This window comes from Shinella sedimenti (assembly GCF_022601905.1).
Classification (GTDB): domain Bacteria; phylum Pseudomonadota; class Alphaproteobacteria; order Rhizobiales; family Rhizobiaceae; genus Shinella; species Shinella sedimenti.
Genome location: NZ_JAKVIN010000001.1, coordinates 692,853 through 718,383, shown reverse-complemented (window position 1 = coordinate 718,383; position 25,531 = coordinate 692,853). Strand labels below are relative to the sequence as shown.

General features: G+C 63.9%; 31 protein-coding genes. 21 read left to right on the top strand and 10 right to left on the bottom strand.

The window, feature by feature from the left end; all coding sequences use genetic code 11:
- Positions 1-2: 2 nt before the first annotated feature.
- Both MKI86_RS03625 and MKI86_RS03620 read right to left on the bottom strand, forming a co-directional pair.
- Positions 3-2,096 (bottom strand): S9 family peptidase, encoded by a 2,094-nt coding sequence (locus tag MKI86_RS03625; RefSeq protein WP_241597325.1) that lies wholly within the window; start codon positions 2,094-2,096, stop codon positions 3-5.
- 94 nt (positions 2,097-2,190) lie between these two features.
- Complete coding sequence (locus tag MKI86_RS03620; RefSeq protein WP_241597321.1) at positions 2,191-3,321, bottom strand: AI-2E family transporter; 1,131 nt, start codon at positions 3,319-3,321, stop codon at positions 2,191-2,193.
- 163 nt (positions 3,322-3,484) lie between these two features.
- Between MKI86_RS03620 and MKI86_RS03615 the strand changes: the two genes are divergently transcribed.
- The gene (locus MKI86_RS03615) at positions 3,485-3,898 is read left to right on the top strand and encodes a DUF930 domain-containing protein (RefSeq protein ID WP_370879875.1); all 414 of its coding nucleotides are present in this window, start codon (positions 3,485-3,487) and stop codon (positions 3,896-3,898) included.
- Between the two features lie 54 nt (positions 3,899-3,952).
- Here the strand turns inward: MKI86_RS03615 and MKI86_RS03610 are convergent, their stop codons facing one another.
- Positions 3,953-4,813 carry a VOC family protein gene (locus MKI86_RS03610; protein ID WP_241597855.1) on the bottom strand — a complete coding sequence of 287 codons (861 nt, stop codon included), beginning with the start codon at positions 4,811-4,813 and terminating at the stop codon, positions 3,953-3,955.
- A 298-nt stretch (positions 4,814-5,111) separates the two neighbouring features.
- On the opposite strand from MKI86_RS03610, the gene MKI86_RS03605 reads away from it, so the two are divergent.
- Both MKI86_RS03605 and trhA read left to right on the top strand, forming a co-directional pair.
- The gene (locus MKI86_RS03605) at positions 5,112-5,435 is read left to right on the top strand and encodes a TraR/DksA family transcriptional regulator (RefSeq protein WP_241597318.1); all 324 of its coding nucleotides are present in this window, start codon (positions 5,112-5,114) and stop codon (positions 5,433-5,435) included.
- Positions 5,436-5,508: 73 nt separating this feature from the next.
- Positions 5,509-6,195 (top strand): PAQR family membrane homeostasis protein TrhA, encoded by a 687-nt coding sequence (trhA, locus tag MKI86_RS03600; protein WP_370879874.1) that lies wholly within the window; start codon positions 5,509-5,511, stop codon positions 6,193-6,195.
- A 9-nt stretch (positions 6,196-6,204) separates the two neighbouring features.
- On the opposite strand, the gene MKI86_RS03595 is transcribed toward trhA, so the two are convergent.
- Positions 6,205-6,708 carry a hypothetical protein gene (locus tag MKI86_RS03595; RefSeq protein ID WP_241597315.1) on the bottom strand — a complete coding sequence of 168 codons (504 nt, stop codon included), beginning with the start codon at positions 6,706-6,708 and terminating at the stop codon, positions 6,205-6,207.
- Positions 6,709-6,821: 113 nt separating this feature from the next.
- On the opposite strand from MKI86_RS03595, the gene MKI86_RS03590 reads away from it, so the two are divergent.
- Positions 6,822-7,325 (top strand): GNAT family N-acetyltransferase, encoded by a 504-nt coding sequence (locus MKI86_RS03590; RefSeq protein WP_241597312.1) that lies wholly within the window; start codon positions 6,822-6,824, stop codon positions 7,323-7,325.
- A 4-nt stretch (positions 7,326-7,329) separates the two neighbouring features.
- Here the strand turns inward: MKI86_RS03590 and msrB are convergent, their stop codons facing one another.
- Complete coding sequence (gene msrB, locus MKI86_RS03585) at positions 7,330-7,737, bottom strand: peptide-methionine (R)-S-oxide reductase MsrB (protein WP_241597309.1); 408 nt, start codon at positions 7,735-7,737, stop codon at positions 7,330-7,332.
- A gap of 222 nt (positions 7,738-7,959) precedes the next feature.
- On the opposite strand from msrB, the gene MKI86_RS03580 reads away from it, so the two are divergent.
- The 10 genes from MKI86_RS03580 (at position 7,960) to MKI86_RS03535 (ending at position 16,166) form a co-directional block, all read left to right on the top strand.
- Positions 7,960-10,284 (top strand): putative monovalent cation/H+ antiporter subunit A, encoded by a 2,325-nt coding sequence (locus MKI86_RS03580; RefSeq protein ID WP_241597306.1) that lies wholly within the window; start codon positions 7,960-7,962, stop codon positions 10,282-10,284.
- Positions 10,281-10,700, top strand: a complete 420-nt coding sequence (locus tag MKI86_RS03575; RefSeq protein ID WP_241597303.1) for a Na(+)/H(+) antiporter subunit B — start codon at positions 10,281-10,283, stop codon at positions 10,698-10,700. The genes MKI86_RS03580 and MKI86_RS03575 overlap by 4 nt, the downstream gene beginning before the upstream one ends.
- The gene (locus MKI86_RS03570) at positions 10,697-11,077 is read left to right on the top strand and encodes a Na+/H+ antiporter subunit C (protein WP_241597300.1); all 381 of its coding nucleotides are present in this window, start codon (positions 10,697-10,699) and stop codon (positions 11,075-11,077) included. The genes MKI86_RS03575 and MKI86_RS03570 overlap by 4 nt, the downstream gene beginning before the upstream one ends.
- Before the next feature lie 17 nt (positions 11,078-11,094).
- On the top strand, positions 11,095-12,636 hold the full coding sequence (locus tag MKI86_RS03565) for a Na+/H+ antiporter subunit D (protein ID WP_241597299.1): 1,542 nt from the start codon (positions 11,095-11,097) through the stop codon (positions 12,634-12,636).
- A gap of 1 nt (position 12,637) precedes the next feature.
- Positions 12,638-13,111, top strand: coding sequence for a Na+/H+ antiporter subunit E (locus tag MKI86_RS03560; protein WP_241597296.1), 474 nt, complete (start codon positions 12,638-12,640; stop codon positions 13,109-13,111).
- Positions 13,111-13,467 carry a cation:proton antiporter gene (locus MKI86_RS03555; RefSeq protein ID WP_256465725.1) on the top strand — a complete coding sequence of 119 codons (357 nt, stop codon included), beginning with the start codon at positions 13,111-13,113 and terminating at the stop codon, positions 13,465-13,467. Before MKI86_RS03560 ends, MKI86_RS03555 begins: the two co-directional genes overlap by 1 nt.
- Positions 13,467-13,823: a monovalent cation/H(+) antiporter subunit G gene (mnhG, locus tag MKI86_RS03550; RefSeq protein ID WP_241597290.1), complete on the top strand. Its 357-nt coding sequence runs from the start codon at positions 13,467-13,469 to the stop codon at positions 13,821-13,823. The genes MKI86_RS03555 and mnhG overlap by 1 nt, the downstream gene beginning before the upstream one ends.
- Before the next feature lie 423 nt (positions 13,824-14,246).
- Positions 14,247-14,681, top strand: coding sequence for a Ros/MucR family transcriptional regulator (locus MKI86_RS03545; protein WP_241597278.1), 435 nt, complete (start codon positions 14,247-14,249; stop codon positions 14,679-14,681).
- A 224-nt stretch (positions 14,682-14,905) separates the two neighbouring features.
- Positions 14,906-15,373, top strand: a complete 468-nt coding sequence (locus tag MKI86_RS03540) for a helix-turn-helix domain-containing protein (RefSeq protein ID WP_241597276.1) — start codon at positions 14,906-14,908, stop codon at positions 15,371-15,373.
- Entirely contained in the window at positions 15,366-16,166 is an 801-nt protein-coding gene (locus tag MKI86_RS03535; RefSeq protein ID WP_241597275.1) for a DUF6456 domain-containing protein, read from the top strand. Before MKI86_RS03540 ends, MKI86_RS03535 begins: the two co-directional genes overlap by 8 nt.
- A gap of 25 nt (positions 16,167-16,191) precedes the next feature.
- On the opposite strand, the gene MKI86_RS03530 is transcribed toward MKI86_RS03535, so the two are convergent.
- Together MKI86_RS03530 and MKI86_RS03525 are read right to left on the bottom strand one after the other, a co-directional pair.
- Positions 16,192-16,611, bottom strand: coding sequence for a SufE family protein (locus MKI86_RS03530; RefSeq protein WP_241597272.1), 420 nt, complete (start codon positions 16,609-16,611; stop codon positions 16,192-16,194).
- A gap of 164 nt (positions 16,612-16,775) precedes the next feature.
- Positions 16,776-17,195, bottom strand: a complete 420-nt coding sequence (locus MKI86_RS03525; protein ID WP_241597270.1) for a DUF5330 domain-containing protein — start codon at positions 17,193-17,195, stop codon at positions 16,776-16,778.
- Between the two features lie 483 nt (positions 17,196-17,678).
- Here MKI86_RS03525 and MKI86_RS03520 point away from each other — a divergent pair, with 483 nt between their 5' ends.
- From MKI86_RS03520 to MKI86_RS23785, 5 genes are all read left to right on the top strand, one after another.
- Positions 17,679-19,226 carry a sensor histidine kinase gene (locus tag MKI86_RS03520; RefSeq protein WP_241597266.1) on the top strand — a complete coding sequence of 516 codons (1,548 nt, stop codon included), beginning with the start codon at positions 17,679-17,681 and terminating at the stop codon, positions 19,224-19,226.
- A complete protein-coding gene (locus MKI86_RS03515) occupies positions 19,198-19,917 on the top strand; it encodes a peptidoglycan-binding domain-containing protein (RefSeq protein ID WP_241597263.1) in 720 nt (239 codons plus the stop codon). Before MKI86_RS03520 ends, MKI86_RS03515 begins: the two co-directional genes overlap by 29 nt.
- A gap of 116 nt (positions 19,918-20,033) precedes the next feature.
- Complete coding sequence (locus MKI86_RS03510) at positions 20,034-21,476, top strand: methyl-accepting chemotaxis protein (protein ID WP_241597260.1); 1,443 nt, start codon at positions 20,034-20,036, stop codon at positions 21,474-21,476.
- An 83-nt stretch (positions 21,477-21,559) separates the two neighbouring features.
- Positions 21,560-21,931, top strand: a complete 372-nt coding sequence (locus MKI86_RS03505; protein WP_241597257.1) for a DUF1491 family protein — start codon at positions 21,560-21,562, stop codon at positions 21,929-21,931.
- A 94-nt stretch (positions 21,932-22,025) separates the two neighbouring features.
- Positions 22,026-22,157 (top strand): hypothetical protein, encoded by a 132-nt coding sequence (locus tag MKI86_RS23785; protein ID WP_256465724.1) that lies wholly within the window; start codon positions 22,026-22,028, stop codon positions 22,155-22,157.
- Between the two features lie 7 nt (positions 22,158-22,164).
- Here MKI86_RS23785 and MKI86_RS03500 read toward each other — a convergent pair whose 3' ends face one another.
- On the bottom strand, positions 22,165-23,142 hold the full coding sequence (locus MKI86_RS03500) for a hypothetical protein (protein ID WP_241597254.1): 978 nt from the start codon (positions 23,140-23,142) through the stop codon (positions 22,165-22,167).
- A gap of 375 nt (positions 23,143-23,517) precedes the next feature.
- On the opposite strand from MKI86_RS03500, the gene MKI86_RS03495 reads away from it, so the two are divergent.
- Together MKI86_RS03495 and MKI86_RS03490 are read left to right on the top strand one after the other, a co-directional pair.
- Positions 23,518-23,748, top strand: a complete 231-nt coding sequence (locus MKI86_RS03495) for a DUF4260 family protein (protein WP_241597251.1) — start codon at positions 23,518-23,520, stop codon at positions 23,746-23,748.
- A 394-nt stretch (positions 23,749-24,142) separates the two neighbouring features.
- Complete coding sequence (locus tag MKI86_RS03490) at positions 24,143-24,331, top strand: hypothetical protein (protein ID WP_241597249.1); 189 nt, start codon at positions 24,143-24,145, stop codon at positions 24,329-24,331.
- A gap of 45 nt (positions 24,332-24,376) precedes the next feature.
- Here MKI86_RS03490 and MKI86_RS03485 read toward each other — a convergent pair whose 3' ends face one another.
- Both MKI86_RS03485 and MKI86_RS03480 read right to left on the bottom strand, forming a co-directional pair.
- Positions 24,377-24,928, bottom strand: coding sequence for a DUF1254 domain-containing protein (locus MKI86_RS03485; RefSeq protein WP_241597246.1), 552 nt, complete (start codon positions 24,926-24,928; stop codon positions 24,377-24,379).
- Positions 24,921-25,514, bottom strand: a complete 594-nt coding sequence (locus MKI86_RS03480) for a DUF1214 domain-containing protein (protein WP_241597243.1) — start codon at positions 25,512-25,514, stop codon at positions 24,921-24,923. Before MKI86_RS03480 ends, MKI86_RS03485 begins: the two co-directional genes overlap by 8 nt.
- Positions 25,515-25,531: the final 17 nt, after the last annotated feature.

Sequence of the window (25,531 nt, the reverse complement as noted above, 5' to 3'; positions counted from 1 at the left end):
ACTTACATCTTGCCGGCGACCTTGATGGCGAAGGCATATTCGAAGGCGATCTCCTCCAGCCGCTGGAAACGGCCCGAGGCGCCGCCATGGCCCGCACCCATATTGGTCTTGAGCAGGATCGGTTCGTTGCCGGTCGTCTTCTCGCGTAGCTTCGCCACCCACTTGGTCGGTTCCCAATAGGTGACGCGCGGGTCGGTCAGGCCGGACAGTGCGAGGATCGCGGGATAGGCCTTGGCCTCGACATTGTCATAGGGCGAATAGCTCGCCATCAGCTGGTAGAAATCCTTGCTCTCGATCGGGTTGCCCCATTCGGGCCATTCCGGCGGCGTGAGCGGCAGCGTGTCGTCCAGCATGGTGTTGAGCACGTCGACGAACGGCACGGCCGCGATGATGCCGCCGAACTTTTCCGGCGCCATGTTGGCGATGGCACCCATCAGCATGCCGCCGGCCGAGCCGCCTTCTGCGACGATGTTCGCGTAGGACGTGAACTTCTCCTGATTCAGATAATCCGCCGCCGCGATGAAGTCCTTGAAGGTATTGGTCTTCTTGTCCATCTTGCCGTTTTCGTACCAGGCGAAACCCTTGTCCTTGCCGCCGCGGATATGGGCGATGGCATAGACGAAGCCGCGGTCGACCAGCGACAGGCAATTGGTGTTGAAGGACGCCGGAATGGTGATGCCATAGGCGCCGTAGCCATAGAGCAGGCACGGGGCCGATCCGTCCAGCGGCGTATCCTTGCGGTAAAGCAGGGTGACCGGCACGCTCTCGCCGTCCCAGGCCGGCGCGAAGACGCGGCGGGTGACATAGTCATCCGGGTTGTGGCCCGACGGCACTTCCTGCGTCTTCAGGAGCGTGCGCTCGCGCGTCGCCATGTTGTAATCGAAGAGCTGCGAGGGCGTCGTCATCGACGAATAGGAAAAGCGGATGACGTCGGTATCGTATTCCGCCGCCCCCGACAGGCCGAGCGAATAGGCCTCTTCGGCAAAGGCGATGGCGTGTTCCTCGCCGGTCTTGCGGTCGCGCACGACGATACGCGGCAGGCCCTCGTGGCGCTCCAGCCAGACGAGATGACGGGCGAATGCCATATGGCTGAGGATCAGCGTGCCGGGCCGGTGCGGCACGACTTCCGTCCAGTTTTCACGGCCCGGCGCCGTTACCGGCGTCTCCATGATCTTGAAGTCCTTCGCGCCGTCGGCATTGGTCAGGATGTAGAAGACGTCGCCGCCCTCGGTCATCGAATATTCCAGCCCCGTCTGGCGCGGGGCGACGACAACGGGCGTGGCCGTGAGGTCCTTGGTGGAGAGCAGCCGGTATTCGCTCGTCTCGTGGTCGTGGATGTCGATATAGATGAAGTCGTCGATCAGCGAGCCGCCGACACCCATGAAGAAACCGGCGTCCTTTTCCTCATAGACCAGCCGGTCGTTCTCCTGCCTGTCGCCGAGAATGTGGTGGAAGATCTTCGAGGGACGGTGGTTCTCGTCGAGCGCGGTGTAGAAGAAGCTGCGGGCATCCGGCGCCCAGACGCCGCCGCCGCCGGTGTTGGAAAGCGTGTCGGCGCGGTCCTCGCCGGTGGTGAGATCACGCACCTTCAGCGTGAAATATTCCGATCCCTTGTCGTCATAACCCCAGATGCCGATGGAATGGTCGGTGGAATGGTCGATGCCGGCGAGGCGGAAATAGTCCTTGCCTTCGGCCTCCTTGTCGCCGTCGAGCAGGATGACGCGCTCGCCACCGTCGCGCGGCTCGCGGAAATAGCGCGGCTGCTCCCCGCCGGTGACATAGGCCGTGCCGTAGGCATAGGGGCCATCCTTCATGGGCACGGAGCTGTCGTCCTCCTTGATGCGGCCGCGCATCTCGGCAAACAGCGTCTTCTGCAAGGCCTCCGTATCGGCCATCGCCGCCGTCATATAGGCGTTCTCGGCCTCCAGATGCGCGCGGATCTCCGGCTGCAGGATCGAGGGATCCTTGAACATGGCCTGCCAGTTGTCGTCACGAAACCAGGCATAGTCGTCGGTGCGGGTGATGCCGTGGCGCGTATCCTCCTGCGGGTTCTTGGCAGCAATCGGGGCGGCGGGCAGGTTCTTGAAGACGGACACGATTTCACTCCGGTGGATCGACAGGCGGGACCAGAGAGATAGAGAGCCATGCCCCCGGCATCAAGCAAGCTTTTGCCCGGGGCCTGGTTTTTGATCAGCCCGGCAGGATGCGCTTGGCGGCCTTGCGCTTGGCGGGACGCAGCTCGTCGGCGACGGTCTTGGCGATGATCGACAGCGGCAGCGCGAGCATGGCGCCGGCAGCGCCCCACATCCAGGTCCAGAAGATGATCGCGGTGAAGACGATGAAGGCGTTGACCTCAAGCCGCTTGCCCATCACCGCCGGCATGACGAGGTTTTCGATGGCGAGGTGGACGAGGAAGAAAAGCAGCGCCGGCATCAGCCCCATCATGATCGTGTCGTGGGTGAGAAGGCCCGCCGAGGCGAGCGCGATCGTCATCAGTGTCACGCCGAGAAAAGGCACAAAGCTGGAGATGAAAGCGAAGAGGCCCCACAGCACCGGCATGCCGAGCCCGCCGAACCAGGCGATGAAGCCCGTGATCACGCCAAGCGAGCCGTAGACCACCGCGGCGGTGGCGAAGTAGTAGCCGAGCGCCGAATCGATGGCGTTCATGATGCGGATGGTCGTCAGCCGCTGGCTGCGGCGCGGAAACGCCATGATGAGCATCTGGCGCAACTTCAGACGCGCCGAAAGGAACAGCACGAGCGCGGCAAAGAAGATCATGCCCTGCAAAAGGGCGGGGGTGAGGCTGGACGATAGGATGCTCAGTACGCTGCCGGTGTTTTCCAGAACCTTCTCCATCGACATCTGTCCGCTCTCGAAGGCGGCCGGATTGACGTTGAGCCAGCCGAAACGGGAAAACAGTGGCGTGATACGGTCATAGGCATCGCGCACCAGTTCCGGTGCATTGGCTGCAAGCTGGGTGATCGGCTCGGCCAGCGCGCCGGCGATGAGGAAGAGGCCCACGGCAAACGCGCTCGCAAGAAGGAGGGCGGCGGGCAGCGGGGGAATGCCCATCTTGTTCAGCTTCTCGGCGGCGACGCCGAAAATCAGCCCGATGACCACGGCCAGAGACAACGGAATGAGGATGGGCGCCATGAAATAGACGATGCCCATGGCCATAATGGAGAAGATGCCGATGATCGCCCAGGATGAGGCGGTCAGCAGCCCGTCGCGTCTTATCGAGACGTCGTCGACGTCGTCTTCCGTTTCAAGACTGCTTGCCAGCAGGCGGCGTTCAGCTGGCTTTGCGGACATGTCGTGCATGGATGGATCCCCCTGTCTGCTCCACAAACGCCGCCGCACGATGGATGTTCCATAAGCAAAAGCCGTTGTAACCTCCGGTGGGTTGCCGGCTGTCGTCAAATCGACATATTGCCGGGCAAACCCCAACGAGCCAACGAAAACGATGAGGCAAAGAGGAGTGAGAATGTTGAACCGGCAGACCCGCGGCCTTCGAATTGCCCTGTGCGTGCTTGCGCTGCTGCCCGTCGGCCAGTCGCCTGCCATGGCGCTCGATTCACGGGTGCGTGGAGAACTGCAGAAGCTTGATCCGGAAGAGCGGCTGGAGCAGCGGTGCGACATGGAAGCGATGGACAAGATCAGCGGTGCCAAGGAGGGCTACCGCCCCGACAAGGTGATCGCCTACGCTTTCGGCGATCCCAAGGTCGACGGCACCACGCTGAAGACGAAGGGGGCGGTGTTCCGCAGCAAGGGGGAATGGTACCGCCTGTCCTACAAGTGCGAGACCAGCGCCGACCGCCTGGAGATCAACGCCTTCAAATACACGATCGGCGAGCCCGTGCCGCACGATCAATGGGCCGCCCATTACCTCTATGATTGATGAGGCTGGCGCGAGAAGCGGGCACTGAACGCACCTGCCCCTCGCGCCGCTTGCCTATGCCGAAAGCTTCAGCCCGATGCCCCAGGGATCGACCAGCGAGACGGTATCGCCGGAGCGGGTGGTCGGGATGGCCAATTCATCCAGCTTTGCCACGGCCGCGTCGAGCCTGGCCCTGTCGTTGAAGCGCAGGGTGTAGTCCGAAAGGCCCGTCATGCCGTCCTGCCGTTTCGGCCGGCCGCGCGAGTTCCAGACATTGGCCGCCACATGATGGTGGTACTTGCCGGTGGAGAAGAAGCTCGCGCCGGGATAGGTCGCCATGATGTCGAGACCGAGCACGTCGCGAAAGAAGGCGTCGGCTTCGGGGATATCCGAGACCTGAAGGTGGATATGGCCGATAGCCGTGCCATTTTCCTGGCCTGTCCAGCCGTCCTTCGGGGCCTCGTCATAGAGCGCCTGAAGGTCGAGCCGGTTCGTTGCCATCTTCACCCCGCCATCAGGAACATAGGTCCATTCCGAGCGGTCGCGGTCGCGATAGATCTCGATGCCGTTGCCTTCCGGGTCGTCGAGATAGATCGCCTCGCTGACGAGATGGTCCGATGCTCCGGTAAGCGGCACGTTGTTGTGGGCGGCATGCGCCAGCCAGCGGCCCAGTTCCTTTCGGTTGGGCACGAGGAAGGCCGTGTGGAACAGGCCCGGTGCGGTGCGTGGCGCGCGGGCGGCGTTGCTGCCGGTCGTCAGCGTCAGGAGCGGGCGCCCGCCCACGCCGAGCGTCTCGCCCGATGCGGACGTGTCCAGCACCGAAAGGCCCATCGCCTTCTGGTAGAAGGAAGAGACCATCGGCAGGTCGATGACGTTGAGATGCGAATGGTCGACAAAGGCCGGCATGTCGATGGCATGGTTCGTGTTGGCTGTCATGGATGCGATCTCCGCGTGAAGGGGGGCGGCGGCGGCGCCAGCGATGCCTGCGGCGGCTGCGCCGAGAAAGGTTCGTCTGTCGAGGGCCGTCATGATAATGTCCCTGTTTCGGTTTCCGTCGGAAACCGTTCTGTCGGGAGGAATATGGCGGGCTGACATCGTTCACGAAAGATGGTGTTTCGGCGATTTACTGTCAATGCCGCGTTGACGGCATGAATGTGGGACTTGATTCCGATCAATGCTGGATGCCGGGCGGGATGCCACTTTTCCTGTCGTGAGGAACCCAGGAGATGGAATCGTGAAGGATCTGGCGCATTACAAGGACGTACTTCTCACCCGCAAACGCGAGCTTTACGGCCGCCTGCACAAGATCGACAGGGATCTCGATACGCTGAAAAGCAGCGACAGCGGCGAGCGCGCGGTGGAGCGCGAGAACGACGAGGTGCTGGAGGAATTCGGCGCGACAGGTCTCAAGGAACTGGCTGCGATAGATGCCGCGCTGGACCGGCTGGCGGCCGGCACCTTCGGCACCTGCGCGAAATGCGGCAAGCCCATCTCGGCAGAGCGCTTGTCGGCGGTGCCGCAGGCGGCGCTCTGCGAGGAATGCATCGCGGGGCCGTAACCGCCTGCGTTTCAGCCGGCAATTATTCTTGATCCCGCTTTCCCTTGCCTGCGCGGTGCAAAGATACCACCATATGGTCTTGTATCATTGCAGGCTGGACATCGTGGAAATCAAGGGCGTCAAGTGGAACTATGACCGGTATGAGGTGATCGCCGACGGCGTCGTGCACGGCATCGGTGTCGTCTTCGCGCTGATCGGCGTGACGGCGCTGATCTTCTACGCCACGGTCTGGGCCAGCAGCGGCCAGCTTGCCGCCGCCTGGGTCTATGGCGTGGGTCTGGTGCTCTCGCTCGGCATTTCCTTCGCCTACAATATCTGGCCTGTCTCGACGGTGAAGTGGCATCTGCGCCGCTTCGACCATTCCGCGATCTTCATCCTCATTGCCGCGACCTACACGCCCTTCCTTCAACGCGGCATCGACGATCCGTTCTTGGCGGCCATGCTCGTCGGCATATGGGTGATGGCGGCGGCGGGCGTCGCGTTGAAGTTCCTCTTCCCCGGCCGTTACGACAGGCTGGCGATCCTCATCTATCTCGCCATGGGCTGGAGCGGCGTCTTTGCCGCCGGACCGCTAACCACGCATCTTTCCACGGCCACGCTCGCGCTGATCGTCGTCGGCGGCGTGCTGTATTCGGTTGGCGTCATCTTCCATGTCTGGGAAAAGCTGCGCTTCCAGAACGCCATCTGGCACGGCTTCGTCGTGGCTGCCGCCGCCGTGCACTATTCGGCGGTCCTGACCAGCGTCGTCGCCGGCGTCTGATCCCGCCCTCTACTGCGCCGCAGGTGCGACGCCCTGCGCGCTCGTGCAGCCCTGTGCCGGGCGCATCGATTTCACCAGCCGGCCGACCAGCGGCGAAATCGCCTTCTTCATCGTATCAGGATATTCCAGAACGAAGGAGGCCGCCGCGCCATCGCACAGCACAATCGCCCGGTGATAAAGGATCGACTTGCCGCGCGTGCCCGAAAGGCTGGCCCAGCCAGCCGTCTGCCGGTCGTAACTCAGATCCCAGCCCTCGCGCGCATAGGTCGCGCGCCGTTCCGCCACATCATCCTTGAAATCGCCCTCGGCCAGCGTGTGGCCCCAGACGGCAAGCCTCGCCTCGCCATTCGCATAGCTGCGCCCATCGCCGTTGTCGGCTTCGCGCACCAGCGAAAAGCCTGGCGGTATCTCCACCGCAAAGCCGAAGCGGGCATTGGCATAGGGCGTCCATTCTGCGGCAAGCACGGCAAGAGGCAGGGAAAAAACAGCGATCAGGACAAGAAGGAGGCGCAAGCTGTAAGATCTCCGGTCATCAACAGGCAGGGAACGGATGGATCAGGCCATTTCTTCGGACTGGACAGCTTTCCCGCTCCTCCTGTAATCCATTTTCGAAAGCCGGGGGAAACATGGACATTACAATACGCGACGCCACGGAGGGCGACCTTCCGGGCATCATGGACATTTACAACGACGCTGTGGCCAACACCACGGCGATCTGGAACGAGGCGATTGTCGATCTCGAAAACCGCAAGGCATGGTTTGCCGCGCGGCGGGAGCGGGGCTTCCCGGTTCTGGTGGCGCTGCGCGGAAAACAGGTAATCGGCTACGCCTCCTACGGCGAATGGCGCGCTTTCGACGGTTATCGCCATACGGTGGAGCATTCCATCTATGTGCGCAGCGATACGCGCGGCACGGGCACGGGCGGCAAGCTGATGAAGGCGCTGATCGAGCGCGCGAGCTTTAATGGGGTGCATGTCATGATCGCGGGCATCGAGGCGGAAAACACCGCCTCGATCAAGCTGCATGAGAAGTTCGGCTTCCGAGCCGTCGGCCGCTTCAGCGAAGTGGGCATCAAGTTCGGCCGCTGGCTGGACCTCACCTGCATGGAGCTGAAGGTGCCGAAGCGTTAAGCCGTCAGTCCGGGTCGAAGCTGAGCGCCACACCGTTCATGCAATAGCGAAGGCCCGTCGGGGCAGGGCCATCGGGGAAGACATGGCCGAGATGGGCATCGCAATCCGAACAGCGGATTTCCGTGCGCGTCATGCCGTAGGAATAGTCGGCGTGATCGGCGACGGCGCCCGGCTCGATCGGCTGGTAGAAGCTCGGCCAGCCCGTGCCGGAATTGTATTTCGCTTCCGACCGGTAGAGCGGCCTGTTGCAGCAGATGCAGCGATAGGTGCCCTTCTTGGACAGGTCGAAATCGGGGCTTGAAAAAGCACGTTCCGTGCCGTGCTCGCGGGTGATGCGGAACTGCTCGGGCGTCAGGATCTGCCGCCATTCTTCCTTGGTCTTGTTGACCTTCAATGTCGTCGTTTCGCTCATGGGAACCTCCAGTTGCTCCATAGATAGGACGCCAATTGTGGCAAGACAATCGGGCGCCGGATCATGCCGAACGTTCTGATGCCTTTGCCGTCAGTCCTCATAATGTCGTGAGCAAACGCCTTGCTGTGACGATCAAGGGTGGTCATTTTCCTTCGGGCATCCTAGAAACGGCGCCGGAATGATCGAAAGAAGACGGTCGAAGCCGCACGTGAGGGAGATTGAATGACAGGCACCATGGGCTTCACCTTGCTGGCCTTTTGCCTGCCGTTTATCGGCGCGCTTGTTGCACCCTTCCTGAGGCGCCTGCTCGGCCACAACGCCGCCTGGCCGCTTGCGCTCATTCCCTTCGCCGTCTTCCTGCATTTCCTGGGCTTCAACGCCGACGTCGCAGACGGCCGCATCGTCACGGGCGGCTATATGTGGGTGCCGTCCTACAATGTCAGCTTCTCCTGGCTGATCGACGGCCTGTCGCTGACCTTTTTGCTGCTCATTTCCGGCATCGGCACGCTGATCGTGCTCTATGCCGGCGGATATCTGAAGGGGCACAAGCATCAGGGGCGGTTCTTCTCGTTCATCCTGATGTTCATGGGTTCGATGCTCGGTCTCGTCGCGTCCGACAGCTTCCTGATGCTGTTCGTCTTCTGGGAACTGACCTCCATCACCTCCTTCCTGCTGATCGGCTTCGACCATGCGCGCGAGGCCTCGCGCCGCGCCGCCCTGCAGGCGCTGATCGTGACCGGCGGAGGCGGGCTGTTCCTGCTGGCCGGCCTCTTGCTCCTGTGGGACGTGACTGATGTCACGCAGTTCTCGCTGCTCATGTCTTTCGGCCCGGAGGTGCGCGCAAGCCCGTTCTACCTGGCGATCCTGTTCCTCATGCTGGGCGGCGCCTTCACCAAGTCGGCGCAGTTTCCGTTCCATTTCTGGCTGCCCAACGCCATGGAAGCGCCCACACCGGTCTCGGCCTACCTGCATTCGGCGACCATGGTGAAGGCGGGCGTCTATCTCCTGATGCGGCTCAACCCGGTGATGGGCGCAACACCCGCCTGGGAAACCATCCTGCCGGCCTTCGGCGGTCTCACGCTGTTGGTGGGGTCGGTGCTTGCCATTCGCCAGACGGACCTGAAGCTGATGCTGGCCTATACGACGGTCGCCTCGCTCGGCCTGCTGGTGATGCTGACCGGCTTCGGTTCAGAGCATGCGATTGCGGCAGCCGCGCTTTATCTCGTTGCACATTCGCTGTTCAAGGGTGCGCTCTTCATGGTCGCCGGCCTCATCGATCACGAGACCGGTACGCGTGACGTTACGAAGCTTGGCGGCCTGCGCCGGGCCATGCCCATAACCTTCCTTGCCGCCCTCGTGGCTGCGCTCTCCATGGGCGGGCTGCCGCCCTTTTTCGGCTTCCTCGCCAAAGAGGAAATCTACGCCGCGCTGGCAGGCGGCAATGCGCGCGCCATTGCCTTCACTTCTGCCGCCGTTATCGGCAATGCGCTGATGTTTGCCGTGGCCTTCGCCGTGGCGCTGAAACCCTTCCTCGGCAATGCCGTTGCGACACCGAAACAGGCGCATGAAGGACCGGCGCTGCTGTGGATCGGGCCAGTGCTGCTGGCGGTGACGGGGCTGGCGATCGGCATCTTCTCGGGGCTTGCCCACGCGCTGATGACCTCGCCGCTCGCCTCTGCCATATCGGGCATAGCGCAGACGGTCACCATCTCGGCGGTGCCGCATGCCGGCATCGCACTCTATCTCTCGCTGCTGACCGTCGCCATTGGCGTCGCTGTCTTCCTGAAGCTGAACGCGGCGCGCGGGGCAGCCGACCGGCTGATCGAGGATATCGGCTGGGGCCCCGACAGGGGCTTCGACCAGGCGATGCGCGGTCTTGTTCGCTTTTCGACACGGGTCGCGCGCTTCACCCAGCCCGGCCTCATGGAAATCTACATGACCGCCACCTTCGTCGTGGTCGCACTGGCGCTGCTGGTGCCGCCGGCAGTGTACGGCGAATGGCCGCGTGCCCCGGTCTGGCCCGCCGACATGCCGTTCCATGAACTGGCGGTCATGGTGCTGGCCGCGCTCGGCATTGCGGCGGTGCTGATGGCCAGGAACAGGCTGACGGCCATCGTTGCGCTCGGCATCCAGGGTTTCTGCGTCGCCATGCTTTTCCTGCTGTTCGGTGCCCCGGACCTCGCCTTCACGCAGTTCATGATCGAGACGCTTTCCGTCGTCATCCTGGCGCTTGCGATGACGCGGCTGAAGCTGACGCCGCGCGACCATCGTCCGCTGCGCGAGAAGATCCCCGATGCGGTGATCGCCATCGCCTGCGGTCTCGGTTTCGCGCTCTTCCTGCTGAGGGTCACGCAGGCGCGCTTCGACACTGCGCTCACCGACTTCTTCAACCTCTATTCCAAGACGATTGCGCACGGCGCCAATGTGGTGAACGTCATCATCGTCGATTTCCGCGGTACGGACACGCTGGGCGAAATCGCCGTCGTCATGGTGACGGGCCTTGCGATCCTCTCCCTCATCCGCGTCCGCAAGGGGAGGCGGGCATGAACACTCTGATCTTTCGCACCGTTGCGCCCTTCCTCACCGCCCTCATGGTGCTGTTTTCGCTGTTCGTGCTGTTGCGCGGCCATAACGAGCCGGGTGGTGGCTTCATCGGCGGGCTGATCGCCGTGTCGGCGCTTGCCATCTTCGGCATTGCCAACGGCATTTTAGCCGTGCGCCGTGCGCTGTGGTTCCATCCGATGGCGATCTCGGCCTTTGGGCTGTTCATCGCCTGCCTCGCCGGGCTGATGTCCGTCTTCTTCGCCGTGCCCTTCATGACCGGGCTGTGGATCACGCCGGTTATCCTCGGCGTGGAGATCCCGCTGTCGTCGGTCATGCTGTTCGATACCGGCGTCTATCTCGTCGTGGTCGGATCGATCACCTCCATCGCGCTGGCGCTCGAGGCGGGGGACGACGCATGATGGAGTTTCCTTTTGCACTGCTCGTCGGCCTGTTCTTCGCCGCCGCCGTCTATCTCATGCTCTCGAAGTTCCTCGTGCGCGTGCTGCTCGGCGTGGTGCTGCTCGGCAACGGCGTCAACCTCCTGATCTTCACCAACGGGCGCATCCTGCGCGAGGTGCCGCCGATCATCCCTGACGGGCACGACGTGCCGACGATGCTCACCGCCAATCCGCTGCCGCAGGCGCTGATCCTGACGGCCATCGTCATTTCCTTCTCTTTCTTCGCCTTTCTTCTCGTCTTGGTCTACCGCGCCTATCAGGACCTCGGCACCGACAACGGTAACGAGATGCGCGCGGCCGAGCCGGAAAACGATCCCCTTCCGCCGACCGGCTACTGACAGGAACCGACCCGCCAATGGCCGCAAGCCCCGCCGATCTTTCTGCAGCTTTCCTCATGACGCCGGTCGCGACCGCCGACTGGCTGGTCGTGCTGCCGCCGGCCTGGTGCATCCTTGCCGGCGCGGTTCTCCTGATGCTGCGCAAATCGCTGCACCTGCAGGCCTGGCTGGCCGTGCCGGCGCTCGCCATCCTCGTCGTACTCGACGGGTTGCTGCTGAGCCATGTTCTGGCCAACGGCCCGGTAACCATGGTGATGGGCCGCTGGCTGCCACCCTTCGGTATCGCGTTCACCGCCGACCTGACGGGCGTGCTCTTCGCGCTCGCCGGCGCGGTGGTGGCGCTGGCGGGCGCGGTCTATGCGATCGCCGATATCGACGGCAGCGGGCGGCGCTATGGCTTCTACCCGTTTCTGCTTCTGCTGATGGCCGGTGTCTCCGGCGCGTTCCTGACCGGCGACATCTTCAACCTCTATGTTTGGTTCGAGGTGCTGCTGATCGCGTCCTTCGGGCTGATCACGCTGGGTTCCGAGCCGCGCCAGATCGACGGTGCGATCAAATATGCCTTCCTCAACCTGATCGCCACGACGCTGTTCCTCGCCACGACGGGCTATCTCTACGGCATCTTCGGCACGCTCAACATGGCCGACATCGCCCTGAAAGCGGCGACCGGGCGTGACAGCCTGCCGCTGATGACGCTCGCGACGCTCTACCTGCTCGCCTTCGGCATGAAGGCTGCGGCCTTCCCGGTGAATTTCTGGCTGCCGGCTTCCTATCATACGCCGCGCATCGTCGTGGCCGCGCTCTTCGCGGGCCTGCTGACGAAGGTCGGCATCTACGCGCTGCTGCGCACGCTCATCATGCTGTTTCCCGTCGAGCGGGAGGAGCTCAGCTTCGTCATCGCGCTTGCCGGCGCCGCCACAATGATCGTCGGCGCGCTCGGCGCACTCGGCCAGAGCGATGTTCGCCGGATCCTCGGCTATGTCGTCATTTCTGGCATCGGCATCATGCTCGCCGGCCTTTCGCTCGGCAGCCCGGGCGGCGTCGGCGGCGCGATCTTCTATGCGCTGCATTCCATGGTGGTGATGACGGCGCTCTACATGGCCGTGGGGCTGATGGGCCGGCTTGCCGGCAGTTTCGACCTCAACCGCCTCGGCGGGCTCTACGGCCGCTCGGCGCTGTTTTCCGGACTGTCGCTCGTGCTGTTCTTTGCGGCATCCGGCTTGCCGCCCTTTTCCGGCTTCTGGCCCAAGGTCATGGTTGCCAAGGCGGCGCTGGATATCGGCGCCTGGTGGCTGGTGGCGGCGGTCTTCCTCACCGGCTTCCTCGTTACCATCGCGCTCGGCCGGGTCTTTGCGCTCGCTTACTGGCGTCCCGCGCCGGAAGCCCTGCCGGCGACGGCCATTCCCGCAAGCCTGCTGCTGCCGCTGGCCGCCCTCACGGCGCTGACGGTGGTCTTCGGCCTGTTTCCGGACGCCCTCCTGTCGACCATCCAGGCCGCCGCGCAGGGGCTGTCCGATCCGAGCGCCTATATCGGCTCGGTCTTCCCGGGAGGAACCTGACATGCGGCCCGCCGTCATCGTCGCGCTCTTCGCGCTGGTCTGGCTTGCCGTTTCCGGCAGCTTCACCATCCCCAATCTTCTGCTCGGCCTTGCCGCCGGGGCGCTGTCGCTCTGGCTCATCCGCGGCCATATCCAGCTGGACGGCCGTCGCGTCCGGCCGCTGAAGGTGTTGTCGCTCGTCCTGCTGTTCATCAAGGAGCTTGCGCTCTCGGCCTGGAAGGTCGCGGTTCTGGTGGCAAGTCCGAAAATGGCGCTGAAGCCGGGCATCTTCGCCTTTCCGCTGACGGTCGACCGGGATTTCGAGATCACGCTGCTCGCCAATCTCATCACGCTGACGCCGGGCACCCTGTCCGTTGATGTCTCCGAGGACCGCAAGGTGCTTTATGTGCACGCGATCGACTGCTCCGATCCGGCCGGCGCGCGGCGGGATATCGCAAACGGTTTCGAGAAGAAGATCATGGAGGCCTTCCGCTGATGGGCGCTGAAACGATCCTCTCCGCCGCGTCGACGCTCGCGCTCGGGCTGATGTGCGTGGCCTTTTTCCTCACCGCATGGCGCGTCATCCGTGGCCCGACCCTGCCGGACCGCATCGTCGCGCTCGACATGCTGGTGGCTATCGCCATCGGCTTCATCGCCGTCATCGCCATCCGTACCGGCTTCAATCTCTATATCGACATCGCCATCGCCCTCGGGCTCGTCGGCTTTCTCGCCACCGTGGCCTTCGCACGCTTTGTGCTGAGCCATGGCATGTCGGAGGATGGTGAAGACCCAGCACTCGTGCCGGACAGGCCGCAGCGCGGCAAAGGCCGGCGCAAGGGGAGGGCGCGCTGATGCTCGATCTTGTCCTCGCCCTCATCGTGGCCGTCATGCTCGTTGCGGGCGGCATCTTCGTCTTTCTGGCCGCGCTCGGCATCGTGCGCCTGCCGGATGTCTATACGCGCATGCATGCGGCCTCGAAGGCCGGGACGGTGGGGTCCGGGCTCATGCTCTTTGCAGCAGGCATCCATTCGCTCGACATCGCGATCTTCATGCGGGCCTTTGCCGGTTTCGTGTTCTTCGTGCTGACCGCGCCGGTGGGGGCCCATCTTCTCGCCCGGGCCGCGCACAAGGCCGGATACCGCCTCGCGAGGGTCTCGACGGTGGACGAGATGCGCGATTCCGAACGGCGCGACGCCAAGAAACGCTGATATCCATTCAATAGTATATTCTAAAACGTGGAATAGTTCTTGAATTCTTCCGTGCGAAGAGACTTGGCAAAATCTATTGCTTCCTAACGGCAAGATAATGCTGGACATTAAATTGCGTAATGATATTTCAGATGAAGTAAAGCCGATGCGCTGATTTAATTCGTGTTCATTTTTCCTGCTTAGGTTGTGCGTCTCCCTAATCTAGCTCGCCCGCTATAGGTTTTGTTGAGATCGCCTCGCAGAAGCAGAGTATGTGATTGCAGAAATTATATTGGTGTAGAATTTCGGTGTTTTGGCAGGCGCGCCCGAAGACGGGTGTTGTTTCGCGGCCCGGACGTCGAGGAACAAGGCTTTGTGCACAAATTGAAGTGTAGGCGGATGGGAAGAGACTATCGGCTTGCGCACGTTCGACAGGAGAAAGACATGACTGATAATACCCTTGCCGCCGGCTCCACCCTGCTCGTTGAACTGACCGCGGACATCGTTGCCGCCTATGTCGGCAACCACGTCGTGCCGGTCTCCGAACTGTCGGGCCTGATCGCCGATGTGCATGCCGCGCTGAACAACACGACGCAGCCCGCCGCCGCCGTCGAGGCACCTGTCGTTGCCGAAAAGCCGAAGCCGCCCGTGCCGGTGAAGAAGTCCGTGCAGAACGACTACATCATCTGCCTGGAAGACGGCCAGAAGTTCAAGTCGCTGAAGCGCCACCTGATGACCCATCACGGCATGACGCCCGAGGAATACCGCGAGAAGTGGGATCTGCCGGCCGATTATCCGATGGTTGCGCCCGCCTATGCGGAAGCCCGTTCGCGCCTCGCCAAGGAAATGGGCCTCGGCCAGCGCCGCAAGGGCAAGTAAGCGCCGCATCGTCGTCGCAGGAATCGAAAGGCCGGCGCCTCCAGGGGCGCCGGCCTTTTCTTTTGCTGAACGGGAACATCATTGAGGAATAAAAGCCTAGGTGCGGGGATAAGTTTCAAAAAAATGTTAAGATTTTCAAGGAAAGGTTGCGCTGAAGTGCTTCATTCATCCCCGTTTGCGCTCTAGGGTGTATGAATAAATTCCTATCAACGGAGTGGCTCTTCATGCATCAGTTCCTTGTTCCGCACGCCCGCCCGTCCTGCCGGCCCGTTCCCGCCGATGGCGCGCCGGAAACCAAGAGTGCCGAACGCGTGGGCCGCTCCGCGCGGCCGGGCCGCGCCATGGATGGTCCGGACGGGCCCGTCGTCCCACCGGATATCGCTTGCCGAATCGTCCGCCATCTCGTGCTGGAAATGACGGCGCTGGCGAGCGACCGCCCGCTGTGGCGGCGCGACGGGCGTCGTTCCACCAGCCATGTGCGTCAGGTCGCCATGTATATATGCCACGTGGTGCTGAGCCTGTCGCTTTCCGATATCGGCACCGCCTTCGGCCGCGACCGCACCACGGTCGGCCATGCCTGCAACCGGGTGGAGGATCGCCGCGACGATGCCTCCTTCGATGCCTTCGTGGCGTCGATCGAGCGCGCCGTACTCGCCGTCTTCGGCCCCTCGGGGATCGGCAGCCATGCGTGAGACGGTAAACGGGAAAGACGATGCGGGGCTGACGCGGCTCCTGCGTTTCATGCTTGCCGCCAGGGTGGCAACGCTTGGCGGTGGCGACACGCTCACAGACCGCGACGGGCGCACCATGCCTGCGACGCCGACGGTCCTCTCCCGGGCGCTCCGTGACGGCCTGATCCGGCAGGAGGGGGATCGGCTGGCAGCGACGCCTGAGGCCCGGGCCTATCTGAAACGCCGGCTCGACGCGGCGGAAACGCCTTTCGCCGGCCAGCACCGCGATCTCACCGGCGTCATGGTAGTGCAGGACGGCGCGCGCGAAACGGCGGTGATGAACCGGCTCGAATCGCCGTTGTTAGGCATCGCGCGGCTGAAGGAGAAATCCGGCGAGGCCTATCTGCCCGAAAGCGCGATTGCCGCCGGCGAGCGCCTGCATGCGGATTTCACCCGCGGCGGCCTGCAGCCGCGCATGACCATGTCCTGGGAGCCGCGCATCGCGAGCCGCCAGAAGGGCGAGGCGGGGGCGGCCCGCGAGATCAGCGATACCGCACTCGCCGCGCGACTGCGCGTCGCCCGCGCCGTCGAGGCCATCGGCCCGGAACTGTCGGGCGTGGCGCTGGACGTCTGCTGCTTCATGAAGGGGCTGGAAACGGTGGAGCGTGAGCGGCAATGGCCTGCCCGGTCCGCCAAGCTGATGCTGCGCGCCGCCCTCATGGCGCTCGCGCGCCACTATGCACCGCCGGCCGCCAGAGGACAGCGCGCGCATCGATGGGGTGCGGAAGACTATCGGCCGGAGATGGGGCGGTAGGTGTGGGACACCCGACGAGGAGCGGTTACGCCGCCACCTTTATTGCCGCTTCCTCGCGGATGCGCTTGACCATAGAGCGCAGGCCGTTGGCGCGCTGGGAGGAGAGGTGTTCGACGAGGCCGATCTCGTTGAAGGTATCGATGGCGTCGAGGGCTGCGATCTCGGAGGCCCGCTTTCCTGAATATATGGCGAGCACGATCGCAACGAGCCCGCGCACGATGTGGGCGTCCGAATCGCCCTCGAAGGTCATGACCGGGTCGGCGCCGCCGGCACTGTGGCTGACGAGCCAGACCTGGCTGGCGCAGCCCTGCACCTTGTTGGCCGCCGTGCGCTTGTCTTCCGCGAGATCCGGCAGTGCCTTGCCGAGTTCGATGACATAGCGGTAGCGGTCCTCCCACTCGTCGAGGAAGGCGAAGTCGTCGATGATCTGCGTAAGCTCTGCCATGGTCCGTCCATTCCACTGTTCCCCTTCATATAGGCGAGGGCACGGGCGATTTGAACCGAAAACCGCCGTCATGGACCGTATGAAAAAAGAAACGCCGCAGGGAACGGGTCCGTGCGGCGGTTGCAGTGCAACGAGTCAGGCAGGCAGTAAAACGTGAAAGAGGCTCAGCTCTTGCGATCGGGACGGCGGGTCGGGATGGCGACGGTGCCGGTGATGACCTCGTCCTCGGCATTGATGGTGGCGACGGCCGGAAGCGGCTGGTTCAGCGCTTCCTTCTTCGAATGGGCGGTCTGGGTGGCCTCGTCTTCGGCGAACTGGGTGTCGAGGAACTGGTAGGCGATGCGGGCACCCTCGCGGGCCCGGTGGCCGAGCGCAACGAAGGTTTCGCTGCCCTTCTCGCAGACATCGGGTTTTTCCAGGCACAGCGCCGTCAGGTAGTGAACGGCTTCCGTGGCGGCGGTGAAGGTATCGCCGATCTGCACGGTCGGGCCGTTTTCCAGCTTCGTCGCCGATTCAGGGCTCAGAAACGGGAGCAGGACCAGAACCATTGAGAACCAGAACGTTCCCTTGATCAGAAACCACATCGCTTGCCATCCTCGTTAAGGCCTCGGCTCTTTGCGGCCTTCGGCTTGATTGGTCCTTGGCGAACCGTTGATGCGAGAATAGGGCCCGGAAGGAAATTCCCCTTTGCAAGAATCATTCGGGTTTTGCCCAGTTTTGATTAAAATTCGAACGAATCCGACCTTCCCGGGCATTTGAGGCAGATTTTAGCATTCCCCGTTAAGGATGATGGCGTCCTCCACAGGCACGAGCGCCCGGAATGCCGGAGGACACCATGGGCCGGCTTTGCCCCAGAAGTTAATATGAACAGAAAAATGCCGCAAAATGAGGCGCTTACGCCCCGTTAACCACGCCGGACGAATGGCCGTTGGATTGCCCCGAAATGGGATTTTTCGGCCTTTTTCGACCCCTTCCGGCCCCCCGCGTTTATTCTTTCCTTAAGTCGCCGGTGCGATTTTGGGCTCACATAAAAAGTACATAAACGGCAGGGTTTTGCGTTGCGCCACATGAACAACATCGCTGACAGAATGGCCGCCCGTCTGGGCGCCGTCGCCGGCGTTGCTGGTGCTGACACGGCCGACGCGCGTCCCTCCGCCGCGCTTCGCGCGACCACGCTCGCCCTTCTGGCTGCGGTGCCCGGACTGCCGCTCGTGCTGTCGGCCGTCATGCCCGCCTCCGCCGCCCTTCCGGCTGGTGTGGCGCTGGCCGGAGCCGGTGCGCTGCTGGCAACGGCCGCCAGTGCCGTGCGCAAGCCCGCGCCTGCACCCGTGCGCAGCTTTTCCGAAGAACTGGACGTCTCGGCACCGCCCGCCGTCTCGCCCTACGATCTCTTCGCCGGCCTGGTGACGCTGCATGATGCGCGTGGTTTCGTGACCGCCGTGCATGGCCGCGACAAGGCCGATGTGCTTGCCTGGATGCGCGACCCCATCGGCCGTGGTTATCTCGACCAGATCCATGTGTCCGATAGAATCGGCTTCCTCGCCGCCATCGACCGCCTGCGCCAGGGCGGTACGCGCGAGACCGTGGATATCCGCATCGACCGGCCGAGCCTTGGGGCCGATGCCGAGCAGTTCACGCACATGCGCGTGGAGATGACGGCGCTTGCCGGCCCCGACGGCGCGCTGATCAACGTTATCGCCCAGTCGCACGACATTTCCGCCGAAGCCCGGCTGAAGGGCGAGAACGTGCGCCGCGCGGCCGACGCCGAATCGGCCAACGACGCCAAGACCCGCTTCCTTGCGGCCGTCAGCCACGAGCTGCGCACGCCGCTCAACGCCATTCTCGGCTTCTCCGACGTGCTGTCTGGCGAGTATTTCGGCAAGCTGGAGAACGACCGTCAGCGCGAATATGTCGCGCTCATCCACCAGTCGGGATCGCACCTGCTGTCGGTGGTCAACACTATGCTCGATGTCTCCAAGATCGAAGCCGGCCGCTATGAGCTTCTGACCGAGCCTTTCCGTGTCGCCGAAAGCGTGAAGGCCTGCGAGCAGATGCTCGGCCTCCAGGCACGCGACAAGGGTATTCAGCTGACCAGCCGCGTGCCGCGCGCCGTCGGCGAGGCCGTGGCCGACCAGCGGGCGATCCAGCAGATCCTCATCAATCTCGTCGGCAACGCCATCAAGTTCACCGACCGCGGCGGCATCGTCACCATCGATGCGGCGCGCGAGGGCAAGGACCTGCTGCTCGTCGTCAGCGACACCGGCATCGGCATTCCCGCCGACAAGCTTGCGTTGATCGGCCAGCCCTTCATGCAGGTCGAAAACGAATATACCCGCAAATACGAAGGCACCGGGCTCGGCCTGTCGCTGGTCAAGGGCCTCGTCGCTCTGCACGGCGGCAGCCTGACGATCCAGAGCCAGCCGGGCGAGGGCACCGTCATCACCGTGCGCATCGCGGCGGATGGTTCGGGCGTCGTGAGCGACACGAACGGCCGGACGGCATCGTCCACCGTCGATTTCCCGCCCCGCCTTGCGAGCGACAAAGAGACCGTTTACGAGCCGTCGAACGATGGCAAGGACACGCAAGATGAACGCGCACGTCAGAAGACAGCCTGAGCGGGGGCCGAAGGGCCAGGCCCGCAAGGGCCGGTCCGGCGGACGCAACCAGCCGCAGCGCCGGCCGAATGTCGCGCTCACCGCGCTCTCGGCGCTGGGCGGCCTCGTCGCGCGCCATCCCGCCACCGTGGGCGGCACAGCCGCCTTCATCGTCGTCTTCTCCTTCGTTGCGGCCAATGCGCTGTGGTATCAGCCGGGCGGTCATCCGTCGCCGTTCCTGAAAACCCGTTCCGCCGACAATTCGCTGGGCTTCACCGCCACGCAGCCGGAGCCGAAGGACGTCACGACCTTCGTCATCGAGCGTGAGGGCGAGGAGGGCGACCTGCCCGAAGTGACCGGTGTCACACCCGCCGAGCGTCCGTTCGATGAGGTCGCCGCACTGGTGGAGAAGAGCTCCGCCGACGTGCCCGCCGCAAAGGACGAGGCCGATCCGGTTGCCGCCGCGATCCTGCGCGCCGAGGCGGATCCAGGCGTGACCTCGGCCGTGGCGAAGCCCGTTCCGAGCGAACTCGTCATGAAGATCCAGAAGGGGCTGAGCAACATCGCCTATGCCGATATCGCCGTGGACGGGCTGATCGGCGAGAAGACGCGCACCGCCATCCGACATTTCGAAAAGCACTATCGCCTGCCCGTGACGGGCGAGCCCAACGAGCAGGTGCTCGCCAAGCTCAAGGATATTGGCGCGCTCTGAGGGCGGATTAGACGAAAGTCTTAAGCCTACAATGTCCTGCCACGCCAGGTTGTCTTAAAGGAAGCGTTAACCCTATCCCCGGATGATTGCGCGATCATCGGGAGGATAGCCGAACCATGTCCAATGCCGCCTTGCGCGAAGAGACGCAGCTCTTTGAAGAGGAAACGCCGGCAGACGCGGCCGCGCTGCGCCGGGTCATCGGGGCGTTGGCGGGCGAGGCGTCAGACCTCGGCATGCATCTCGTCGACATTGCCGGGTCCATTCAGGACACCGCCGCGCAATCGCGTGAGCATGCCGCACTCTTCACCCGTCTTAACCAGTCGGCTACGGCGATTGCCGGCACCAATGGCGATATCGCCCGCGCCCTCGGCGAGACCGACGCGCTGGCCGGCAGTGCGCGCACGGTTCTGGGCGAGCAGGCGGCGCAGCTCGACGGCTCGATTGCTGCCATCGACCACATGGTGACCGCCTCCCACGAGATCGGCACGGAAATCTCCGCCTTTTCCGGCGCACTGGCCGATGTGGGACGGCTGGCGGACGCCATCGGCACCATCGCGCGCCAGACGAACCTTCTGGCCCTCAACGCAGCCATCGAGGCAGCCCGTGCCGGCGATGCCGGCAAGGGCTTCGCCGTGGTGGCCGCCGAGGTGCGTACGCTGTCGCTCCAGACCTCCGAGACCACCGCATCGATCCAGAAGACCTTGCAGGCCTTGCGCGCCCGCATCGACAAGCTGGAGGCGGCGGGCGAGGAGGCGCGTGTTTCCGCCGAGGATGTGAAGACGACGGCCGCCGAGGTGCAGGGATCGTTTTCGGGTGTCGAGCAGGTCATGTCGAAGATCCTCGACAGCGCCTCGTCGCTGGCCGCGACCGCCGGCGCGGTGGACCGGGAATGCAGCGAGTTCGCGCGTGCCATCGGCGCCGCCTCCACGGATATCATCCGCACCAACGAGGTCCTGCAGGGCGCGTCCGCCAAGGTGGGCGAGGTCGTGACGATTTCCGAACGCATCATCCAGGCCACGGCGCGGGCGGGCATCGATACGCCCGACAGTCCCTATATCCGCCTCGTGCAGCAGCTGGCCGACGAGGTCTCCGGCCGCTTCACCGCCGCCGTGCGCCAGGGCGAAATCGGCCTTGCGGCGCTGTTCGACCGCCAGTACCGGCCCATCCCCGGCACCGACCCCGTGCAGATGATGACCGCCTTCACGGACTTTACCGATAGGGTGCTGCCGGCGATCCAGGAGCCGATCGTGGCCGCAGATGCGCGCGTCGCCTTCTGCGCGGCAGTGGACGAGAACGGTTACCTGCCCACCCACAACCGCGCCTTCTCCGCGCCGCAGCGGCCGGACGATTCGGCCTGGAACACCGCCAACTGCCGCAACCGGCGCATCTTCGACGACCGCGTCGGCCTTTCGGCCGGCCGCAACACCGAACCTTTCCTCGTCCAGACCTACCGCCGCGACATGGGCGGCGGGCAATATGTGCTGATGAAGGACATTTCCGCCCCCATCACCGTCGACGGCCGCCATTGGGGCGGTCTGCGGCTGGCGATCCGGGTGTAGCGGGGCCGCGGGACGCGGCTTTACGGCTGACGTGTGGCGAGGGGCACCTTGCTCCACCTCACCGCGCCGTGTATGCCGCCGTGATGCGCGTTCGCACCGACATCTTCGTTTCCGCCCTGATGCGCCGGGTCTTCGCCCGCGGGGATTTCGCTGCCGTGGAGGTAAAGGGCGCTGAGGCGGCAGGCGCGGTCTTCGTGCGGCAGATGTTTCGCGACGGCACCGAGAGTCTGCACGCGCCGGCGCCGCAGAGCTTCTTCGACAGCGAAGAAAGCGACACGCGCCTGTTCGAGACGCGGCTGGAGCGCGTGGCGGCCCATGCGGTCGCCGAGGCGGTCGACCGGGAACGGCGCTTCGACAGCGATCTGTGGGTGGTGTCCGTCGAGACGGACGATCTCGCGGGCCTGATCGATTTTGCGGAAGACAGCCCGAAGGACGACGGTTTCTTCCGGCGTTAGGCTGCGCCTGTTCCAAAGGAAACAGCGGCGAACCGGCCGCCATGGGAAACAAGGTCACGCCGGTATGAGCCGGTGGTTCACCCTGGAGGACCCCATGTTCATCGTGCTGCCCGCTCTTGCACTGCTGATTTCGGTCATGTTCGTCGTGACGATGGTTGCGGCGCTTTCCGCCGGGCGGGATGACGCAGCGGTAATTCGCACACCGGGAAAACGCGGACTCTTCTGAGAAGCTGTCAACCGGCGGCGCGTTGCCGTCCCGTCTGAGAGGATTTGCCGTGGTTATCCAGCCCCTTCGCCTCCATGTCATCGGTATTGGCCGTCGCCGGAAGGCCGTCGCCATTCGTGTAGCTGTCTGCCCGCTGCCAGCTTTCGATGCGTCGCACCGCCTCGGCGGCATCTAGTGAGGCGAGCAGGGTGTCGGCCCCGCCATCGGCCAGGTGCGGATAGATCGTCGACAGCACGAACAGGCTGTCGGCTTCTGGCACGCGAAGCGCCAGCAATGTTTCGGCAAGCTGCCGCCCGGACACGTCGAGCAGGATGCGCTCGGACAGCCACTGGCTGGACGACAGCGCGTCGGCGAGCGTCACGGCGATCATGCCGACATCGCCGGTGCGCGCGAAGCGCACGAACAGCGACTGGTGAATCTCGGACGCCGGAAAGACGCGGATCGGTGCCTCGACGGCGGGTGTCGCGGCCCGCACGAGGGCGCGCAGCTCGTCGCGCATCTTTTCCTCGCGGTCGAGCCGTGCGGCTTCTTCCAGCGCGGCGTCGCGGTCCTTGCCGGTGCGGCGGCTGGCATGTTGCTGATGGGTGCCGACCAGCGCCTCGATGATGGCGGGGGAAAGATTATCGCGCCGCCCGATGGCGCGCGCATGTTCGGGGCCGGCGATGCGCAGGATGTGCTTGATCGTCGCATCGCTGAGCGTCTTCGCGCCCATGAGGAAGATCGCGGCAATGGCAATGGGCTGGCGGGCGATGAAGAGGGCGGTTTCCTCGGGGATCTGCGGGCAGCGCGACAGCGCCGCCACCGCCTGGCGCCGGGCCTCGTCGGAAGAAGCTATATAGAGCGGCTGGAAAAGCTCACCGAACTGGCGCAGGTCCGATTTCGACGGAAAGCGCAGGCTTTCGAAGCTGGAGACCGTGGCCATCAGAACGATGTCCTTCGGCCGCCCCGCCTGCGGTCTCTCCAGTTCGCGAAACCTGTCCGCCACGAAACACCTGTCATCCCCGGACCGGCAGCCCCTGGCCGGTCATACCGTCATTCACGAAAACCGAAGGAAAGAGGTCTGTCTGTTGCCGCGATGTGCATTTGGCGCAATCGTTTGAAAAACAATAGACTTTCCGAAAATAGCTCTCCTGCGAACGGCATTCGCCGCTCCCGCTTACTGTAGGTCCTTCATGATTAACGGACGGTAAAGGCAGCGTCCTCACCTGTGCACAATCGGGGCGGATGGCATCGCGGGTACAAGAGTGTGCCCGACGGCTGGGGTGGACGAGGACCGGCGGATAACAGCGCAACCGGCGCCGAACGTTGACATGACAGGTGGGGGCTGCTGGCACTTCTTATTCTGGCGCCGGATCTTTCGATGGTCGGCTATGCCTTCGGTCCCACGGCGGGCGCGGTGAGCTACAATATGGTACACAGCTATATTTTCGCCGCGGGCCTTGCGGCGCTCGGCTTAGTCTGGCCGCTTCTGCTTCCCGTCGCCTGCATATGGGCCGCCCATATCGGGATCGATCGGGCGCTTGGCTATGGCTTGAAGTCCGTCTCGGCCTTCAACGAAACCCATCTCGGCCCCATCGGCCGTCGCCGCTGAATGCGCCTGTAACCGCGGTAACTGCCATAATGCCGTGATCACGGTAGTGTTAACAGCGTGTTAACCAGACTGTCGTTAGTTTTGAGGATGTGGTTCGGTTCGTCTCCCGCAGGGGATGTGGTAGGTTCCGGCCATGGTGATGGTGGTGATCCCTCGGGATGCGCTGCCGTGCGTGGGAAAGGTGCGATGTTCCGGTTTCCGGTCGGTCGCCAGACACATTCCCGTGATGGGAAAACTTCTGGTCCCGTATCGCCGTTTTCTACCCGTATGCGACAGGCTCGATAGCAGGCTCATGTCGCATCCGGAGGACGGACCGGATGCACCGGCTCGAAAAACGGGCAGGGTGAGATTGTAGAGTACTTCATCCGTCTCGATTCTTCTTATGGAGGCGAGAATGGCAGACGTGGTACGATTGACGGAATGGGCAGGACGGACGCCAAGGCGCGATCATGTCCGGCCGGCGGAACCGGCACAGGTTCTTCTCTTCACGGGTGTGCGCTACGAGCGCCTTGCCCCCGTTTTGCCCGCGCCGCGCGGCAAGACGGCAAAACACGGCGGTCCCGACACGGCCCGTCGGACCTAGAGCGCGTCACGCGCCGAACGGTACGTGCGCCGGAAGCGCGCGTCCCTAGCGGTCGGCCGTGAACGGCTCGCAGCTTGCGCCCGCCAGAAGGGCGGCGGCCTCTTCCTGACGGCTGCGGGTCGGCACGAATGTCCGCAGCACCGCATAGCCTTCCTCTCCCCGCATCTCCACCAGAATGGACTGTTCCAGCTCCTGCGGCAGCGCCTTGCGGATCGCGATCAGCTGGACGGGCGTTGCGACCAGCGTATCGAGGGCGCCGCCGACAGAGGTGCGGTCGTTCATGCTGAACACCTCGTTGGAGGCGCTGTCATAGACAGCGAGCGACCAGAAGGGCACATCGCCTTCCGCGAAGAGACGGACGGGGCCGTTCTCCACCGAAAACGCGCAGACCGCCGTCAGCATGGACGGGTCGTCGTTGATCGGCAGCAGCGTGTTGCCGCTGCTGGCCAGCGGGAAGAAGCGGTTGGGCTCGTCGAAGGCTTGAACGCGGGTATAGGCATCGCGCCCGGTGAAGCTGGGCAGCGACAGGATGATGACGATGTGCAACAGGGCGGCCCCGACCAGCCCGATCACAATGGCATAGAGAAAGCTACGCATCCGCGCAGTCCAGCCGGTTGATGGCGGGCATGGCGAGGTCGATCACCCCGGAACTGCCGGCGGTGGGCGTGTCGAGCAGCGTCATGACGAGCAGGAAGGGCGCGCGCCCTTCCGGAATGGCCAGCCAATTGCCCGCAGACGCTGAGGACGAGATGCGGATGGAAAAGGCGCTGTCGGCACCGCGCAGCACGGACCAGGCGTTGACGCCGGTCGGCAGGCCATTTCCGGTGCCTTCGAGCGGATTGCCCGCGCTGTCGGCGGCATGCAGCGTCCACAGCCGTGCAGGCGGCGTCAGGCCCGCTATCTCGTAACGGCAGTTTTCCACCAGCGTGCGCTTCTCACTGTCGCGGGCGGCGGTGAAGGTCAGTCCCTCGGCGCTGCCGAGCAGAAGCTTGCCATCACGCGCGCGGTGCGCCTTGGCATAGGGATCGGCATCGATCGTCTGGGCATTGGGAAAGGCCGTCCACGGTCCAAGCGCGATCGCGCCGAAGCCGACCGTCGCGCGCAGCGCGTAGATCGAGCTCAGGATGCCGAACCCGAAGGCGACGGCGAGCGCTGTGGCGATGACGAGGGGTGTGCGAAACAAGACGATCGACCGTTGGA